Annotated in this window: 16 protein-coding genes; 8 read left to right on the forward strand and 8 right to left on the reverse strand. The window is 63.0% G+C overall.

Annotated features, from left to right (window positions below; genetic code table 11):
- Positions 1-19: 19 nt before the first annotated feature.
- From HY836_RS06800 to HY836_RS06825, 6 genes are all read right to left on the reverse strand, one after another.
- On the reverse strand, positions 20-769 hold the full coding sequence (locus HY836_RS06800; RefSeq protein WP_290674827.1) for an ABC transporter ATP-binding protein: 750 nt from the start codon (positions 767-769) through the stop codon (positions 20-22).
- A gap of 37 nt (positions 770-806) precedes the next feature.
- A complete protein-coding gene (locus HY836_RS06805) occupies positions 807-1,589 on the reverse strand; it encodes an ABC transporter ATP-binding protein (RefSeq protein ID WP_290674829.1) in 783 nt (260 codons plus the stop codon).
- Positions 1,586-2,683 carry an ABC transporter ATP-binding protein gene (locus HY836_RS06810; protein WP_290674830.1) on the reverse strand — a complete coding sequence of 366 codons (1,098 nt, stop codon included), beginning with the start codon at positions 2,681-2,683 and terminating at the stop codon, positions 1,586-1,588. Before HY836_RS06810 ends, HY836_RS06805 begins: the two co-directional genes overlap by 4 nt.
- A 13-nt stretch (positions 2,684-2,696) precedes the next feature.
- Positions 2,697-3,620 carry a branched-chain amino acid ABC transporter permease gene (locus HY836_RS06815; RefSeq protein ID WP_290674831.1) on the reverse strand — a complete coding sequence of 308 codons (924 nt, stop codon included), beginning with the start codon at positions 3,618-3,620 and terminating at the stop codon, positions 2,697-2,699.
- 68 nt (positions 3,621-3,688) lie between these two features.
- Complete coding sequence (locus HY836_RS06820; RefSeq protein WP_290674833.1) at positions 3,689-5,161, reverse strand: aldehyde dehydrogenase family protein; 1,473 nt, start codon at positions 5,159-5,161, stop codon at positions 3,689-3,691.
- Between the two features lie 31 nt (positions 5,162-5,192).
- Complete coding sequence (locus HY836_RS06825; protein ID WP_290674835.1) at positions 5,193-5,747, reverse strand: hypothetical protein; 555 nt, start codon at positions 5,745-5,747, stop codon at positions 5,193-5,195.
- A 181-nt stretch (positions 5,748-5,928) separates the two neighbouring features.
- Between HY836_RS06825 and HY836_RS06830 the strand changes: the two genes are divergently transcribed.
- Together HY836_RS06830 and HY836_RS06835 are read left to right on the forward strand one after the other, a co-directional pair.
- Positions 5,929-6,189 carry an RNA-binding S4 domain-containing protein gene (locus HY836_RS06830; RefSeq protein ID WP_290674837.1) on the forward strand — a complete coding sequence of 87 codons (261 nt, stop codon included), beginning with the start codon at positions 5,929-5,931 and terminating at the stop codon, positions 6,187-6,189.
- 88 nt (positions 6,190-6,277) lie between these two features.
- Positions 6,278-7,924, forward strand: a complete 1,647-nt coding sequence (locus HY836_RS06835) for an acyl-CoA synthetase (protein ID WP_290674839.1) — start codon at positions 6,278-6,280, stop codon at positions 7,922-7,924.
- A gap of 25 nt (positions 7,925-7,949) precedes the next feature.
- On the opposite strand, the gene HY836_RS06840 is transcribed toward HY836_RS06835, so the two are convergent.
- Positions 7,950-8,426 carry a hypothetical protein gene (locus tag HY836_RS06840; protein ID WP_290674841.1) on the reverse strand — a complete coding sequence of 159 codons (477 nt, stop codon included), beginning with the start codon at positions 8,424-8,426 and terminating at the stop codon, positions 7,950-7,952.
- A 248-nt stretch (positions 8,427-8,674) separates the two neighbouring features.
- Here HY836_RS06840 and HY836_RS06845 point away from each other — a divergent pair, with 248 nt between their 5' ends.
- From HY836_RS06845 to HY836_RS06860, 4 genes are all read left to right on the forward strand, one after another.
- On the forward strand, positions 8,675-11,077 hold the full coding sequence (locus HY836_RS06845) for a diguanylate cyclase (protein ID WP_290674843.1): 2,403 nt from the start codon (positions 8,675-8,677) through the stop codon (positions 11,075-11,077).
- A gap of 55 nt (positions 11,078-11,132) precedes the next feature.
- Positions 11,133-12,677: a malonyl-CoA synthase gene (locus HY836_RS06850; RefSeq protein WP_290674845.1), complete on the forward strand. Its 1,545-nt coding sequence runs from the start codon at positions 11,133-11,135 to the stop codon at positions 12,675-12,677.
- Positions 12,678-12,744: 67 nt separating this feature from the next.
- The gene (locus HY836_RS06855) at positions 12,745-13,503 is read left to right on the forward strand and encodes a class II aldolase/adducin family protein (RefSeq protein ID WP_290674847.1); all 759 of its coding nucleotides are present in this window, start codon (positions 12,745-12,747) and stop codon (positions 13,501-13,503) included.
- Positions 13,500-14,234: a hypothetical protein gene (locus tag HY836_RS06860; protein ID WP_290674849.1), complete on the forward strand. Its 735-nt coding sequence runs from the start codon at positions 13,500-13,502 to the stop codon at positions 14,232-14,234. The genes HY836_RS06855 and HY836_RS06860 overlap by 4 nt, the downstream gene beginning before the upstream one ends.
- On the opposite strand, the gene HY836_RS06865 is transcribed toward HY836_RS06860, so the two are convergent.
- Positions 14,212-15,102, reverse strand: coding sequence for an acyltransferase (locus HY836_RS06865; protein WP_290674851.1), 891 nt, complete (start codon positions 15,100-15,102; stop codon positions 14,212-14,214). The two genes, HY836_RS06860 and HY836_RS06865, sit on opposite strands and share 23 nt — an antisense overlap.
- Before the next feature lie 254 nt (positions 15,103-15,356).
- Between HY836_RS06865 and HY836_RS06870 the strand changes: the two genes are divergently transcribed.
- Together HY836_RS06870 and ppk2 are read left to right on the forward strand one after the other, a co-directional pair.
- A complete protein-coding gene (locus HY836_RS06870) occupies positions 15,357-16,328 on the forward strand; it encodes an HD domain-containing phosphohydrolase (RefSeq protein WP_290674853.1) in 972 nt (323 codons plus the stop codon).
- Positions 16,329-16,435: 107 nt separating this feature from the next.
- On the forward strand, positions 16,436-17,353 hold the full coding sequence (gene ppk2 / locus HY836_RS06875) for a polyphosphate kinase 2 (RefSeq protein ID WP_290674855.1): 918 nt from the start codon (positions 16,436-16,438) through the stop codon (positions 17,351-17,353).
- Positions 17,354-17,385: the final 32 nt, after the last annotated feature.

Consider the following 17,385-nt stretch of genomic DNA (forward strand, 5'->3'; position numbering starts at 1 on the left):
CCATGTTGGAACGGCGGCCTCAAGCCCCCAGATAAGCCGCCTGCACCTGCGGATTACCCAGCAGGTCGCGGGCCGCGCCTGACAGCGCCACCTCCCCCGAATCGAGCACATAAGCGCGATCGGCCATCTCCAGTGCACGGTGCGCGTTCTGCTCGACCAGCAGCACCGTGACGCCCTGCCTGGCCACGTCCTGCACCACCTCGAAAATCTTGTCGACCATGATGGGTGACAGGCCCATCGAAGGCTCATCCAGCAGCAGCAGCTTGGGTCGCGCCAGCAGGGCCCGGCCCATGGCCAGCATCTGCTGCTCGCCGCCCGACAAGGTGCCGGCCAGTTGCTTGTGGCGCTCTTTCAAGCGCGGGAATCGTTGGTAGACCGATTCAATGTCTGCTTCGATCTGCGCCTTGTCCTTGCGCAGATAAGCACCCATGCGCAGGTTCTCGTCGATGCTCATGCGCGTGAAGATGCCACGTCCTTCCGGCACCATGACCAGGCCTTGCGAGACCAGATCCCAGGCGCCCTGCCCCTTGATGCTGCGGCCCTGGTACAGCACCTCGCCAGCTTGCGGTGCGAGCAGGCCGCAGATGGCCTTGAGCGTGGTCGTCTTGCCGGCGCCATTGGCACCGATGAGGCTGACAAGTTCACCCTCGTGCAGTTCGAGGTTCAGGCTCTTGACGGCCTTGATGCCACCGTAAGCCACACTCAGTTGGCGGATGGCCAGCAGGGGCGCCTGCGTAGACCGCACATCAGCATGCGACGAATCAGTCATGTTGGGCAATGTCGTGTGAGACGTCATGGTGCTCGGCTCAGGCTGTGGGTTGGTGGCCGCTGCCCAGGTAGGCGGCGATCACGGCCGGGTCACGCTGCACCTGGTCCGGCAAGCCGGATGCAATCAGCTTGCCCTGGTCCAGCACGGTGACGTGATCACACAAGCCCATGACCAGCTTCACATCGTGCTCGATCAGCAACACAGAACGGCCTTGCAGGCGAATGCGCTCGATCAGCTCACGCAATTGCAGCTTCTCGGTGGCGTTCATGCCGGCAGCAGGTTCATCCAGGGCCAGCAACTTGGGCTCGGTGGCCAGCGCGCGCGCGATCTCCAGGCGGCGTTGATCGCCATAGCTGAGCGTGCGTGCCGTCTGGTTCGCTTTGCCAGCCAGGCCCACGAATTCGAGCAGCGCCATCGCGTCACGGGTGATCAAACCTTCTTCATGCGTGAAGGCCTTGGTGCGCAACAGCGCCTGCCACCAGCCCACCTTGGTCCGCACATGACGGCCCACACGCACGTTGTCGAGCGCGCTCATGTCGGCAAACAGGCGTATGTTCTGGAAGGTGCGGGCAATGCCGGCCTGTGCCACCTTGTGCACGGCCGTGGGCTTGTAGGCCTTGCCGGCCAGCTCGAAGCGGCCTTGATCCGAAGGCACCAGGCCTGTGATCACGTTGAAGAATGTCGTCTTGCCCGCGCCATTGGGGCCGATCAGGCCATGCACATGGCCCGCAGTGATGCTCAGGCCCACATCGCTCAAGGCCTGCACACCGCCAAAGCGCTTGGACACGCCCGCCACGGTCAACAAGGTAGCGGCACTCATGCACGGCCTCCTTGTGCATCTTCATCAGGGATGAGGCGGTCTTCATGGCGCGGCGAAGGCCACAGACCACGCGGGCGCATCAGCATGATGCCGATCATGGCCAGGGCCACCAGCAACTGCCGCAGGATGGCCGCATCGAGCCGCCCGCCCGTCATGGCTTGCAAGGGCCCCGCCACATGGCGCAGCACCTCGGGCAAGGCCGCCAGCAAGAAAGCACCCAGGATGACGCCGGGGATGTGCCCCAGGCCACCCAGCACCACCATGGCCACGACCAGCACGGACTCCTGCAGACTGAAGGATTCGGGGGACACAAAGCCCTGGAAGCTGGCAAACAGCACGCCGGATACGCCACCAAAAGTGGCACCCAGGCCAAAGGCCAGCAGCTTGAGGTTGCGTGTGTTCAGGCCCATGGCTTTGGCGGCGATCTCGTCTTCACGGATGGCCATCCAGGCGCGACCCAATCGCGAATCATGCAAACGCAGGCACACGATCACGGCCACCACCACCACCGCCAGGAACAGGTAGTAGTGCAGGGTGACGGGCGGCAGCGTCAGGCCCGCCACATGCCAGGGCTCGCCCAGGCTCACGCCACCCACGCTGATGGGGTCGATGCTGTTGATGCCTTTGGGGCCGTTGGTGATGTTGAGGGGTGCATCCAGGTTATTCATGAACACGCGGATGATTTCGCCAAAGCCCAGCGTGACGATGGCGAGGTAGTCACCGCGCAGCTTCAGCGTGGGCGCGCCCAGCAGCACGCCGGCCAGGCCTGACACGCCTGCCGCAATCGGTATCGCCAGCCAGATCGGTGTGTGCAGGCCATCAGGGAACATCGCCGCAATGGCCGGGATGTTCTCGGTCAGGTGCGGCGAGGCCAGCAAGGCGAACATGTAGGCGCCCACCGCATAGAAGGCGATGTAACCCAGGTCCAGCAGGCCGGCAAAGCCCACCACGATGTTGAGCCCCAGCGCCAGCAGGATGTAGAGCAAGGCCGTGTCAACAATGCGCACCCAGGCTTCGCCGAAGCCTTGCAGCAGCAGCGGCAACACGGCCAGGGCCACGGCGCTGATCAGAAAGGTTTGCAGACGGTTCTTCATCTTGCTCACCTCATCAGGCTCGATCGGCCACGCGTTCACCCAGCAGGCCTTGAGGCCGCAAGGTCAGCACGAGGATGAGCACGGTGAAGGCGAAGATATCCTGGTAGTTGCTGCCCAGCACGCCACCGGTCAGGTCGCCGATATAACCCGCACCCATGGCTTCGATCACGCCCAGCAGCACGCCGCCCACCATGGCGCCGCCCAGGTTGCCGATGCCGCCAAACACGGCGGCCGTGAAGGCCTTCAGACCGGGCAGAAAGCCCATGGTGTGCTGCACCGAGCCATAGTTGGCCGCCCACATCACACCGGCCAGGGCCGCCAGGGCGGCACCAATGATGAATGTCGCCGAGATGACTTTGTCGGGCTGCACCCCCATCAGTTGCGCCACACGCGGGTTCTCGGCCGTGGCGCGCATGGCCCGGCCCAGCTTCGTGCCGTTGATCAGGAACATCAAGCCAGCCAGCGTCACCGCGGTCACACCCAGAATGAGGATCTGCACCATGTTGATCGAAGCGCCCAGGATCTCGTAGGGCTCATCAGGCAGCAGGATCGGGTACGGCTTGTAGTCAGGCTTCCAGATGATCATGGCCAGGGTCTGCAACAGCAGTGACATGCCCATGGCGGTGATCAGCGGCGCCAGGCGCGGTGCGTTGCGCAAGGGCCGGTAAGCCAGCTTCTCGATCAGGTAGTTCAGGGCCATGCAGGCCAGCATCGCCACCACCAGCGAGATCGCCAGCACGGCCCAGCCAGGCAGGCCGCTGTCGGCCAGATGGGTGACGACCGTCCAGCTCACCAGGGCCCCGACCATGAGCACCTCGCCGTGGGCGAAGTTGATCAGGTTGATGATCCCGTAGACCATGGTGTAGCCCAGTGCCACGAGCGCATACATGCTGCCCAGCACCAGGCCGTTGATCAGTTGTTGAATGAAGGTATCCACGAGCTTCGCGACATGCAAAAAGCCCGCCATGTAGGCGGGCTGAGATGATCAGGCGTCGGGATTATCGGTCAGAACAGCGATGGCAGACGCAGGGAATCCACTGTCCAGCGGATCATCTTCTGCTTCAGGCCCGTGTAGGGCGGGAAGAACATCTTGGCCATCAGCACCGGGCCGGACTTCAGCACGGCACGCTCATGCGAGAAAGCCTTGAAGCCGAACTCGCCGTGGGCGCTGCCGATGCCGGAGTTGTTCACGCCACCGAACGGCAGGTTGCCGTGGGCGTAGTGCAGCACCACGTGGTTGATGGCCACGCCACCGGAGCTGGTCTGGGCCAGGATCTGGCGCATGCGCGCCTTGTTCTTGCTGAAGATGTACAGGGCCAGGGGCTTGGGCGCCGCGTTGATCTGGCGCACCACCTCGCTGATGTCGCGGTAGGTGATCACGGGCAGCACCGGGCCGAAGATTTCTTCAGACATGATGCTGGCGTTGGCGGGGGCCTGCTCGATCAGCGTGGGCGAGATGTAGCAGCCGGGGATGTCTACATCGCCACCGATCAGCACCTTGGCACCCTTGTCCTTGGCGTCCTGCAGCAGGCCGGCAATGCGCTGGGTGTGGCGCTGGTTGATCACGCGGGTGAAGTCCGGGCTCTTGCGCTGGGCTTCGGGCGTGGCGCCAAAGCGCTCGGCGATCACTTCACGGCAGGCCGCCACGAAACGGTCCTTGACCGACTCGTGCACATACAGGTGGTCCGGTGCCACGCAGATCTGGCCGCAGTTGGTGAACTTGCCCCACAGCAGGGTCTGGGCCGACAGCTTCAGGTCAGCGGACTCATCGACGATCACGGGCGACTTGCCACCCAGCTCCAGCGTGACGCTGGTCAGGTGCTTGGCGGCCGCTGCCATCACGACCTTGCCCACGGCAGGCGAGCCGGTGAAGAAGATGTGGTCGAAGGGCAGCTCCAGCAAGGCTTGCGAGGTCTGCAAGGCGCCTTCGAACAGCGCCACTTCATTGCTCGGGAAGATCTCGGCGATCACCTCGGCCATCACGGCGCTGACGGCGGGCGTCATCTCCGAGGGCTTGAGGATGGCCGTGTTGCCGGCAGCCAGGGCCGACACCAGCGGGCCGAAGCACAGGTTGAGCGGGAAGTTCCACGGCGCGACGATCAGGCAACGCCCACGTGGCTGGTACTCGATCCAGCTCTGCGTGAACATGGTGGCCATCGTGGGCCACACGCGCTTGGGCGTGGACCACTTCTTGAGATGGGAGATCGCGTGGCGGATCTCATCCAGAACGGGCATGAACTCGGTGGCCTCCACTTCGGACGCCGGCTTGCGGTAGTCCAGCTGGAAGGCGTTGTAGAACGCTTCACGTCGGGCCATCATGGCATGGCGCAGCTTCTTCAAGCGGGCGATGCGCTCGGCGACGGTCGATTCACGCCAGGCGGTTGCCGTGGCGAGTTGCGACTCGAACACCCGCTGAATGTCAGCAGGGTTGGATTCGCCGGTGTTTGGGTCAACGATGTGCATATTGGGTCGGTTCATGCTTGTCTCCATCGATCAGGTCAGCCGGCACTCAGGCCTTGGTTTTGACAGCCTTTTTGGCGACTGTTTGAGCGGTGGCTTTCTTGGCGGCCGCTTTCTTCGCTGGGGCTTTGGTGGCCACCGTCTTCTTGGCCGGCGCCTTCTTCTTGTCTTCCACAGCCTTCACGGCGACGGCCTTCTTAACGGCAGCCGTCTTGACCGGTGCCTTCTTCACGGCAGCCGACTGTTGAGCGGGTGCCTTCTCGGCTTTCACCACCACCTTCTTGGCCGGTACCGCTTTGCTCTCGACCTTAGGCTGCGCAGCAGGGATCGCAGCCGCACCACCCAGACCAGCACGAATCAAACGGTCAACCAGGGCATTGAGGTTCACGCCTTCGCGCTCGGCCATCTCACGCAACTGGCGCGCCAGATCAATGTGCAGCTTCACGGCAAAGGGCAGCAATCCCGCAGCCTGATCCATCTTGCGCTGCTCACGGCGATCTGGCAAGGCGGTGGACCCTTGCGCGAAACGGCCTGGAATCGCAGCTTTCTGCATCTGGCCTGTGATCTTCTTGCCGAGGTGTTTTACCAGATCAGTTTTCTTCATGTGTCAGTGGTGCAGCCCCGAGAGGGGACAATAGAGACCTTGAACGCTGAGGCCCATCGGGCTTTCAGGCACGGGCTGCACGGTATCTGAATACACAGCGGCCCACAATCCCGCGATTGTGCACTGACTGTGCAAGCGTTCACACTCCCGCGGCTTACGCAACAACCCTGATTCCTGTCTCATGGCGCCACTTCAACAAATCACCTTCGAGCTTCGCGGCGAATTCATCACCCTGGACAAACTGCTCAAGGCCTGCAGCCTGGCCGACAGCGGCGGGCGCGCCAAGACCATGGTAGCCGAGGGCCGCGTGCAGGTCGATGGACAGGATGAACTGCGCAAAACCGCCAAGATCCGTGCCGGCCAGGTGGTGAGCGTGCAAGGCGCCCGCATCAAGGTGGTACCTGAAGCGCCGTCCGAATCTACCGACCAGGCGAACACGTAAATCGCGCAAACTGCGCAAATCCATGACTATCCCTGTTTGAAGCGCGGGTTTTCTGCGGCAGGATGTCGGCTCCCACAAGGAGACCAGCATGACCGACATCTTCGAGCAAGACCTGCCACGAACCGAAGCCAACTTCACCGCCTTCACGCCCCTGTCCTTCATCGAGCGGACGGCCACTGTCTACCCCAACAAGCTGGCCATCATCCACGGTGAACTGCGCCAGACCTGGGGCGAGACCTACAGCCGCTGCCGACAACTGGCCAGCGCCCTCACCCAACGTGGCATCGGCCTGGGCGACACCGTCGCCGTGATGCTGCCCAACACCCCACCCATGGTCGAAGCCCACTTCGGCATCCCCATGGCAGGCGCGGTGCTCAACACCCTGAACACCCGACTCGACCCTGAAGCCCTGGCCTTCATGCTGGACCATGGCGAAGCCCGGGCCATCATCGTGGACCCGGAGTTCAGCGCCGTGATCGCCAAGGCCCTGGCCTTGCGCCAGACGCAGCGCGACATCCTGGTGATCGACACCGAAGACGCGCTCTACACCGGCAAGACCGAACGCATCGGCAGCCTCAGCTACAACGAACTGGTCGCCAGCGGCGATGCAAATTTCGACTGGCAGATGCCCGCCGACGAGTGGCAGGCCATCAGCCTGAACTACACATCCGGCACCACCGGCAACCCCAAGGGCGTGGTCTACCACCACCGCGGCGCGGCCATGAACGCCGTTTCCAACATCCTCGAATGGGACATGCCCAAGCACGCCACCTACCTGTGGACGCTGCCCATGTTCCACTGCAATGGCTGGTGCTTCCCCTGGACGGTGGCCGCACGCGCTGCCGTCAACGTGTGCCTGCGCCGCGTCGATCCCAAGGCCATCTTCGATGCCATCCGCACCCACAAGGTGAGCCATTACTGCGGTGCGCCCATCGTGCATGCCGCATTGGTGGCCGCGCCTGCAGACCTCAAGCAAGGCATCACGCACCAGGTCAAGGCCATGGTGGCGGGCGCCGCGCCCCCTGCCGCGATGATCGAAGGCATGGAGCAACTGGGCTTTGATCTGACCCACGTGTATGGCCTGACCGAGATCTACGGGCCGGCTGCCGTGTGCGTCAAGCACGAAGAGTGGGACCAGATGGATGTGGGCGAGCGCGCACGCCTGAACGCACGTCAGGGCGTGAACTACCACCTGCAGCGCAGCGTGACCGTGATGGACCCGATGACCATGCAGCCCGTGCCCGCCGATGGCGAGACCATGGGCGAGATCATGTTCCGCGGCAACATCACGATGAAGGGCTACCTGAAGAACCCCAAGGCCACGCAGGAGGCCTTCAAGGGCGGCTGGTTCCATACCGGTGACCTGGCCGTGATGTACCCCGACGGCTACGTCAAGATCAAGGACCGCAGCAAGGACATCATCATCTCGGGTGGCGAGAACATCTCGTCCATCGAAGTGGAAGACGTGCTCTACCGCCACCCTGCCGTGATGGCCGCAGCCGTGGTGGCCAAGCCCGACGAGAAGTGGGGCGAAACGCCTTGCGCCTTCATCGAACTGAAGGCCGGCGCACAGGTCACCGTGGAAGACATCATTGCCCACTGCAAGCAGCATCTGGCGGGCTTCAAGGTGCCACGCGCCGTGGTGTTTGGCGAGGTACCCAAGACCTCCACGGGCAAGATCCAGAAGTTCGAGTTGCGCAAGCGGGCCGGCTCGGCTCAGGCCATCAACGTCTGAACCTGCCCATCAGACCACGCACGCATCAGGTGATGGCCGCCCTGACCAGCTCAGGCAGGGCCGTCACCATGCGCAAGGTCTGGTCTGACACGCCTTCCGGCGGCGCCACGCCGGAGGGATCCGTCAACGACACCTCCGTCCGGCCATCAGGCAAGGCGCGTATCAGCACCGTCCACGGCAACTCGGGCAAGGCCTGGCCATCAGCCTGACGCATGGGTGTCTGGCCGCCCTCGTCGCCCAAAACCAGCACGCGTGCTTCGCCCTGATCGGGCGCGCCACCGGGTGGCGTCACCGCCGCCTTGAGCAACACAGGCAAGCCGCTGCGGCGAACCGAACGCTCGATCTGGCGAGCGGTTTCGTCTGCACCGTACTTGCTGGTCATCGTGATACGGGATCCGTACCCCTGCCTGTCTTTTTCCGGTTCATCGCGCTGAGGCCAGCGCCCGGCCACGAGCAGGATCAGCGCCATGCAACCTGTCATCCAGTATCGAGTCATGCGCATATGCACCCTCCAGGTGTTGACACCTTCAGATCAGGTCGGTCGCCGCAAGTTCAAGCCCCACCATGCGCCTTGACGTTTCGTGATGTAAAGCCACCTGGCGCGCCCTGTCAAATCAGGGTTTGGCGCACGTAAATATCCCAACCCACAGGCACAACTTTGTGCGTAACATCGCTGCTTCAAGTGATCGGCCCATCGAGAAAAACAGCCGACACGGGAGTGTTGATTGCCGAGTTGCTGGAGCCTTGTGAATGCCCGCTGCCCCGATTCCGTCAGATGAAAACCTCAGACTGACGGCACTGCGAGATCTCAATCTGCTGGATCAGGAAGGCGACCAGGAACTCAACCGGATCACGGCCTTGGCCGCCAGCGTGCTGGACGTGCCCATCTGCCTTGTCTCGCTGGTGGATGAAGAGCGCCTGTGGTTCGCCGCCCATCACGGCACAGATGGCAACCAGTGGCCGCGTGAGCTGAGCTTTTGCAGCCACGTGGTGCATGGCAAGCGGGCCATCATGGCCCATGATCTGCGCCTGGACGACCGTTTTGCGGACAACGACCTGGTCGTGCGCCGCCTGCCGCCCATGCGCTTTTACGCCGGGGTGCCGCTGGTGTTCGGTGAAGACCAGGTGGTCGGCACCCTGTGCGTGATGGACCAGCGCCCCCGCCCCGATTTCGATGAGCGCAAACTGCAGCAACTGATCCGCTTCAGCGAGATCGTGCATGACCAGATCCGCCTGCGTCAGGCCAGGCTAGAAGCACAACAGGCCCATACCTTGTTTTCATCCGGCCCCGTGGGCACCGTGGTGTGGGACAAGCAGATGCCACCTCACCCTGTCTACCTGTCCGACAACCTGCCTGACATCATCGGCAAGCGCTTGTCTGATGAGTTGCGCAACGAGCAGCCCTACATCGACATCGTCCACCCGGAAGACCAGGAGGCGATGCGCAGCAGCCTCAGCAGCCACCATCAAGGCTGCCTGCCACACCTCGAGATCAGCTACCGGCTGCGCCCTTCTCCGCGCGGCACACGCTGGGTGCATCAGGTCAACAAGGCCGATTACAACGAGGCGGGCGAGCTCGAACGCATCCGCAGTTACCTGTTCGACCTGACCCGCCAGAAGCAACTGGAGTCCTCCATCGAGGCCACCAAGGAACGGCTCTACCTCGCGCTCGAATCGGCCCGCATCGGCACCTGGGACGTCAACAACCAGACGCAGGAGTTGCTCATCAACGCACGCGCGGCCAGCATGATGGGCTACCGCGAAGATGAGGTCGAGCACAACAACCACAGCTGGCTGGATCTCGTCCACCCGCATGACCGCGTCAGCATCGACCGCGCCACGTCGGACTACCGCAACCCCGCCATGGATGTGGTCGCGCTGGAATACCGCATCCGGCACAAGCGTGGTCACTACGTCTGGGTGCAAAGCCATGGCCGCGCCGTCGAGCGCGAGGGCAACGGGCGACCGCGCCGCATCGTGGGCACGCTGATCGACATCACCGACAGCAAGCAACAGGAATCCTTGCGCAACCGCCAGCGCCAGTTGCTCAATCTGCTCAACCAGGCGCAAACCAGCTTCCTGCTCAACCGCAATGTGCAGGATGCCTGCGAGGCCTTGTTCGAACCTTTGCTGCGCATCAGCGACAGCGCCTTCGGCTTCATCGGCATCGTGCAGCACAACGAGCGTGGCCAGCCCTACCTGAACGTGCCCACCATCTCCGATCTGGACTGGCGCAGCAGCAAGGCTCGCCCTGGCCATTACGAGCGCCGTGCCGAAGGCATGCAGTTCCACCAGCTCGACAACCTGTTTGGCCATGTGGTGACGCACAACACCATCGTGCTGACCAACGAGCCCGGCACCCACCATGCCAGCCAGGGCACGCCCAACGGCCACCCGCAGCTGCGCAACTTCCTGGGCATGCCCATCCGCTTTGACAACAAGGTGCTGGGCATGATCGCGCTGGGCAACCGCCCGGACGGCTTCGACGAGCAGATGGTGCAATTGCTTGAGCCGCTCGTTGTCACGCTGGGCACCCTCTTCCATGCGCGGGATCAGGAAGTGGCCCGCGTCAACGCCGAGCAGGAACTGCTGCGCCTGGCGACACGCGATGCCTTGACCGGCCTGGCCAACCGCCGCCACTTCTTCGACATCGCCGAGACCAGCCTGGTGCAGACCCGCCGCTATGGCACCCCCATGACCGTGGCCCTGCTCGATCTGGATCACTTCAAGCACATCAACGACACGCATGGCCATGCCGCAGGTGATGCCGTGCTCAACGCCTTCTCCGAGATCCTGCGTGCGTCACTTCGCGACACGGACACCCCGGCCCGCGTGGGCGGCGAAGAATTCGCCGTGCTGCTGACCAACACGCCCTTGAACGAAGCCCTCATTGCGCTGGAACGGATTCGCCACACGCTGGACGAAACGCCCATCCACGTGGGAGGCCGCCCCATCTATGCCACCGTGTCGATCGGTGCAGTGCAGTGGAACGCCAACCACCTCGATGTAGACGGCATGCTGGCCCATGCGGACGCTGCCCTGTACGCCGCCAAACGCCATGGCCGCAACCGCGTGCAGCTCTACCACGCAGAGCTGATGCAGATGGAAGCCACCGCCGCCACACCGCTGCGCGCGGCAAACGACGCAGCTTGAGTTACCGTATCGGGTGGAGCCATCCAGTGCATCCACCACGACACGCACTCAAGCCATGAACCTGTTTACCGCCCTGCGCGCTGCCTGGCCTGCCACGCAGCAAGACACCGCCATCCTCACCGACACCGGCCTGGCCTACACCTGGCAGGATCTGGAACGCGCCACGGCGATGCTGGCCAATCTGCTTGACGGCCTGCATCTGCAGGGCGTGGAGGGCCGCCCACCCGTGGTGGCCGCCCATGTGGACAAATCCGTTGAAGCGCTGCTGCTGTATATGGCCACGCTGCGTGCCGGTTGCGTCTTCCTGCCACTCAACCCGGCCTACCTCGCCACCGAGCTGGAATACTTCGTGGGTGATGCCAGACCAGCGGTGCTGGTATGCCGCCCCGCTGACCAGGAATGGGTGATCCCCGTGGCCGCGCATGGCCATGTCGAGCACCTCTTCACCCTGGGTGACGACCGCACGGGCAGTCTGCTGGTGCACGCCGCGCATCAGGACGACGTGCACGAGCCGGCTGTGCGCCATGCCGACGACCTGGCTGCCATCCTGTACACCTCGGGCACCACAGGCCGCAGCAAGGGCGCCATGCTCAGCCACAGCAACCTGCTGAGCAATGCCCGCACCCTGGTGCGCTACTGGGACTGGCGCCACGACGACTGCCTGATCCACGCCCTGCCCATCTTCCACATCCACGGCCTGTTCGTGGCCTGCCATTGCGCCTTGCTGTCGGGCACACCCATGCGCTGGCTGGGCAAGTTCGACCCCACCAGCGTGCTGCGCGGGATGAGCGACACACGCAGCCCTTGCGCCACCTTGTTCATGGGCGTGCCCACCATGTATGTGCGCCTGCTGCAAGACAGCGGCCTCACGCCGGAGGCCACGCAGCACATGCGCCTGTTCGTGAGCGGCTCGGCGCCCATGCTCATGGCCACGCACGACGCCTTTGGCCTGCGCACCGGCCAGACCATCCTGGAGCGCTACGGCATGAGCGAGACGGGCATGCTGTGCTCCAACCCTTGTCGCACCGTGGATGGCACACGCCTGCCGGGCAGCGTGGGCCAGCCTTTGCCAGGTGTGAGCGTGCGCATCGTGGATGAGCAGGGGGACGAACTCGCTGCAGACAGCATCGGCCAGGTGGAGGTCAAAGGCCCCAATGTGTTTCGCGGCTACCTGGGCATGCCCGACAAGACCGCCGAGTCCTTCACGCCTGATGGCTGGTTCCGCACTGGCGACGTGGGCCACATGGATGCGCAAGGCTACGTGCACCTCTCCGGGCGCGCCAAGGACCTCATCATCACGGGTGGCTTCAATGTCTACCCGGCCGAGATCGAAAGCCACATTGACAAACTGCCCGGCGTGATCGAATCTGCCGTGATCGGCGTACCGCACCCGGACTTCGGTGAAGGCGTGGTGGCTGTGATCGTGGCGCAGGCAGGCCATGCACTTCAAGAGGCCGACATCATCCGCACGCTCAAGGACACGATCGCCGGCTTCAAGGTGCCCAAGCGCGTGTTCATGGTGAATGACCTGCCGCGCAATGCGATGGGCAAGGTGCAGAAGAACCTGCTGCGCCAGAGCCATCAGCACACCTTCGCGTGACGCTCGAAGTGATACCCGGCGCAAGGCCCGATCGATTCAGTTTCAACAACCCGACGAGGAGACAAGCATGGACATCCCATCCCTGAAGGACAAGGTCAGCCCCGAAGAATGGCAACTGCGTGTGGATCTGGCTGCGGCTTACCGACTGGTGGCCCTGTATGGCTGGAGCGATCTGGTGTTCACGCACATCTCGGCGCGCATCCCCGGCCCTGAGCATGCCTTCCTCATCAACCCCTATGGCCTGATGTTTGACGAGATCACGGCCTCCAGCCTGGTCAAGGTCGATCAGAACTGCAACAAGCTCAGCGACTCGCCTTTCTTCGTCAACCCGGCCGGCTTCACCATCCACAGCGCCGTGCACGCCGTGCGTGAAGACGCTGGCTGCGTGCTGCACACGCACACGCGTGCCGGTGTGGGCGTGTCGGCCCAGAAGAACGGCGTGCTGCCCATCTCGCAGCAAAGCACCTTTGTGCTGGCTTCACTGGCTTATCACGAGTACGAAGGCGTGGCCTTCCGTGAAGAAGAAAAACCCCGCCTGCAAGCCGATCTCGGCGACAAGAATTTCCTCATGCTGCGCAACCACGGCCTGCTGACCGTGGGCCCCACGATCGCAGACGCCTTCCTGGGCATGTACATCTTCGAATCCACCTGCCAGATCCAGTTGGCTGCACAATCCGGCGGCGCGGATTTGACCGAGGTCAACCCGCTGATCCTGCAGGGCGTGGCGCAAGCCATGAAGGTACAGACTGGCGGCATGGGCGGCGCCTTCGTGTGGCCAGCCCTCATCCGCAAACTCGACCGAACCGATCAAAGCTACAAGACATGAAAAAAGTATGGATCATCAGTGGCCTGGTGGCAGCCTCCTTCGCACTGGGTACCGTGATCGTGATGGGGCATGACATCTTCACGCCCGGCGATGCCAGCCAGGTCGCAGCCAGACCAAGCGGCCTGCCCTGGCAGGTCGAGACCTTGCCCAATGGCGCCAACAAGGTCATGGGTCTGACGTTGGGCCCGGCGGGCACGGCCAGCACCTTGGGTGACGTTCAAAGGCTCTGGGGTGACGCCACGCAGGTCGCCATCATCGCGGCCCCAGGTGAAGACGGCCTGCTGGAAGCCTTCGTGGACCCAGCCAGTGCCGGCTTCATCACAGGCAAGATCGTGATCACCGCGTATCTGGACAGTGCGGACATCCGGGCCATGCGCGAACGCGCGATCAAGACCGAGTTCATGGAGAGCACAACGCGCAAGTACACGCTCACGCCGTCTGATCTGCAAGCTGCCATGAAGGCGCCCGTTGTGGCCTTGAGCTTCATCCCTCAGGCCAATCTGGATGCCGACACGATCATCGCCCGCTTCGGCCAACCCGCCGAGCGCGTGCGCAGCAACGGGCACCTGGAGCACTTCCTCTATCCCGCCAAGGGCCTGGATCTGGCGCTGGACACCGAAGGCAAGGAACTCCTGCAATACGTGGCCCCCGCCGAGTTTGACCGGCTGAGGCAACCACTGCTCAAGGCCGCAGCGGCGTCGTCTTCGACTACTTCAGCTTCCCAGCCTTGAAGTCAGCGGTGAGCTGATCGATCTCCTGGTCCTTGGCTTCCCAGATGCCATTGACCCACCGCTGCAAGTGAGCACGAGACGGCGGATCGCCGTTCTCGTTGACCAGCACATCCTTGGGGATCTCGACCTGGCGCACGGACACGATCACGTCCTCGATGTTGCCGGTGAGCAGGTCCACAAAGGTGGGCACACCCTTCGGATAAACGATGGTCACGTCCAGCATGCAGTTGAACAACTCGCCCATGGTCTCCAGGGCCATGCCCACGCCACCGGTCTTGGCCTTGAGCAGGTGCTTGTAGGGCGTCTTCTGCTCCTGCGCCTTGGCAGGCGTATAACGCGTGCCCTCCATGAAGCTGATCACCGACGTGGGGATCACCTTGTACTTCTCGCAAGCCTTGCGCGCCGTTTCCAGGTCCTTCTTCGCACTGGCACCGCCCTTGCGTTTCATGAAGGGAAAATCCAGTGCCCACCAGGCCAGCCCCATCAGGGGCACATAGATCAGCTCGTGCTTGATGAAGAACTTCAGCAAGGGGATCTTGCGGTTGAAGATCTTCTGGAGCACGAGGATGTCCACCCAGCTCTGGTGATTGCTGCTGACCAGATACCAGCCCTTGTAGGTGAACTTGTCGAGGCCCTGCAGGTGCCAGCGCGTGCGCCCCACTGCCGCCATCCACATGCTGTTAACTGCGATCCATGTCTCGGCAATGTTGGCCAGGATGAAGTCGATCACCAGCCGCACGAAGCGGAATGGCAGCACCAGCTTGACAAGCGCCAGGGGGAAGACCAGAGAGAAGGCCACCACGATGTTGACGGTCAGCACAAAGCTGGCCAGCGCACCCTTGGTGAAAGACACGATCCGATGAAGCATGACAAGGCGGAGCTTCGCGCTCCCGAAAAAATGCGACAGGTGGCGATTATGTGCACAGATGTACAGAAATCCACTGCCCCGCATCAATCTCCTGCTGCACTGCACGATTTGCCAGATTTGCCGGATTCACGTGCGGTCGTTCACAAGCGCTCACGCTTTATGCGTCATATCCCCCTGTGCACAAAGCAGCCGCTGTCGTAAGGTGTGGCTGACAGACCGAGCATCACCTCGGGCATTGACACAGGTGAGACCCCATGCAGGCCAGCTCCTTCGCAGTCCTTGATGAAGCCCCTCTACCCGGCACGTTGGAGGCAGCGCCGCCCGCCGCCAGCAACAAGCTCGTCGCACTATGGCAGCAATGGCAAGCCCTCGCTGACGACCTCATGCCCCTTTTGCTGACGCCGAAAAGTTGCCCCGACTTTCTGGGCGACATCACGGTGATCGCTGGCACGGTGATGTCCCTGGTTCGTCAGGCGCCAGACATCGGCATCTTCCACATGGTCTACCCCAACCCGGACAAGATGCACCGCTACAGCGTGCTGCACGCCATGCACACGGCCATGCTGCTGGCCCTGGTCGGGCAGCGCAAGGACTGGGGTGACAAGCGCACCGCCAGCGCCGTGAAAGCGGGCCTGACCATGAACCTGTCCATCACCAACCTGCAGATCGACCTGGCCATGCAGCACGCCCCCCTGAGCACCGCGCAACGGGAAGCCATCGACACACACCCGCTGACCAGCTGGAAGATGCTGCAGGAATTGGGTGTGCGAGATGAAGAGTGGCTGATTGCCGTGGCCCAGCACCATGAGCAACCCGATGGCAAAGGCTACCCACAGGGCTTGACCGAGCTGCATCAACTGGCTGACGCCATTCGCACCTGCGATGTGTTTGGCGCCAAGATCAGCCCCCGCATTGGCCGCACCGGCATGCCCACACCGCGTGCGGCTGCCGAGATCTTCCGCCAGCGCAGCGCCGGCTACTTCGGTGCCACCATCATCCGCGAGCTGGGGCTGTACCCACCCGGCTGCCTGGTGGAACTCGCTACCGGCCACCAGGCCGTGGTGGTCAAGCGCAGCTGTGATCCCAATGCGCCAGATGTGGTGACCTTGCCTGGATTCGAGCGTTGCAGGGCCACGCAGGGCAGTGGCCGCCACATCATCGGCGCGGCAGCCGATCAGAGCTGGGCGGAACGCACATCGCCCGATGAGATCCTGACGAACGCGTGATGCCCCCGCCCAGGCATACCCGAGCGATGCGGTAGGCCTCATCATCAAATTGACACGAAAGGCTGGCAGCGTCTTCGGTTTGTGTTTTCATGAACCGGATTTGCGCCATGTCCAGCCCCACGCCCCCCATTGACCAGGATCTGCTGCGTCGCCTGCAAGATGACGTGATCGACAGCTACGACGAAGAGCTGGAGATGGAAATCGACGACCGCCTGCTGGGCGGTGAACTACAGGGGCTCAGCGCCGAAGCGCGCGAAACCCGCCGCATGTACTTTCGCGAGCTGTTTCGCCTGCAAGGTGAACTGGTCAAGCTGCAGGACTGGGTTGTCCACACAGGCGCCAAGGTGGTCGTGCTGTTCGAAGGGCGCGATGCGGCCGGCAAGGGTGGCGCCATCAAGCGCATCACGCAACGGCTGAACCCGCGCGTGTGCCGCGTGGCTGCCCTGCCCGCCCCCAATGACCGCGAGAAGACCCAGTGGTACTTTCAGCGTTATGTGGCCCACCTGCCCGGCGCTGGCGAGATCGTGCTGTTTGACCGCAGTTGGTACAACCGGGCCGGCGTAGAACGTGTGATGGGTTTCTGCTCGGACGATGAACTTGAAGAGTTCTTCCGCTCGGTGCCCGAATTCGAGAAGATGCTGGTGCGCAGCGGCATCAAGCTGTTCAAGTACTGGTTCTCGGTGTCGGACGACGAACAGGAAGCCCGCTTCATGGCCCGCATCCAGGATCCGCTCAAACAGTGGAAGCTCAGTCCCATGGACCTTGAAAGCCGCCGGCGCTGGGAAGACTACACAGGTGCCAAAGAGGTCATGCTGGAGCGCACGCACATCCCCGAAGCGCCCTGGTGGGTCGTCCAGGCTGTGGACAAGAAGCGCTCGCGCCTGAACTGCATGCACCACCTGCTGCAGCAGATGCCGTATCACGAAATCGAACACGAGCCCGTGGCCTTGCCACCGCGCGTGCGCCGTGAAGACTACATCCGCCAGCCTGTGCCTCAGAGCATGATCGTCCCCGAAATCTATTGAAGACTTCACGCCAGGCGCCTTCGCATCCCCAT

The sequence above is a fragment of the Aquabacterium sp. genome (genome assembly GCF_016234775.1).
In the GTDB taxonomy this organism is placed as follows: Bacteria; Pseudomonadota; Gammaproteobacteria; order Burkholderiales; family Burkholderiaceae_C; genus Aquabacterium.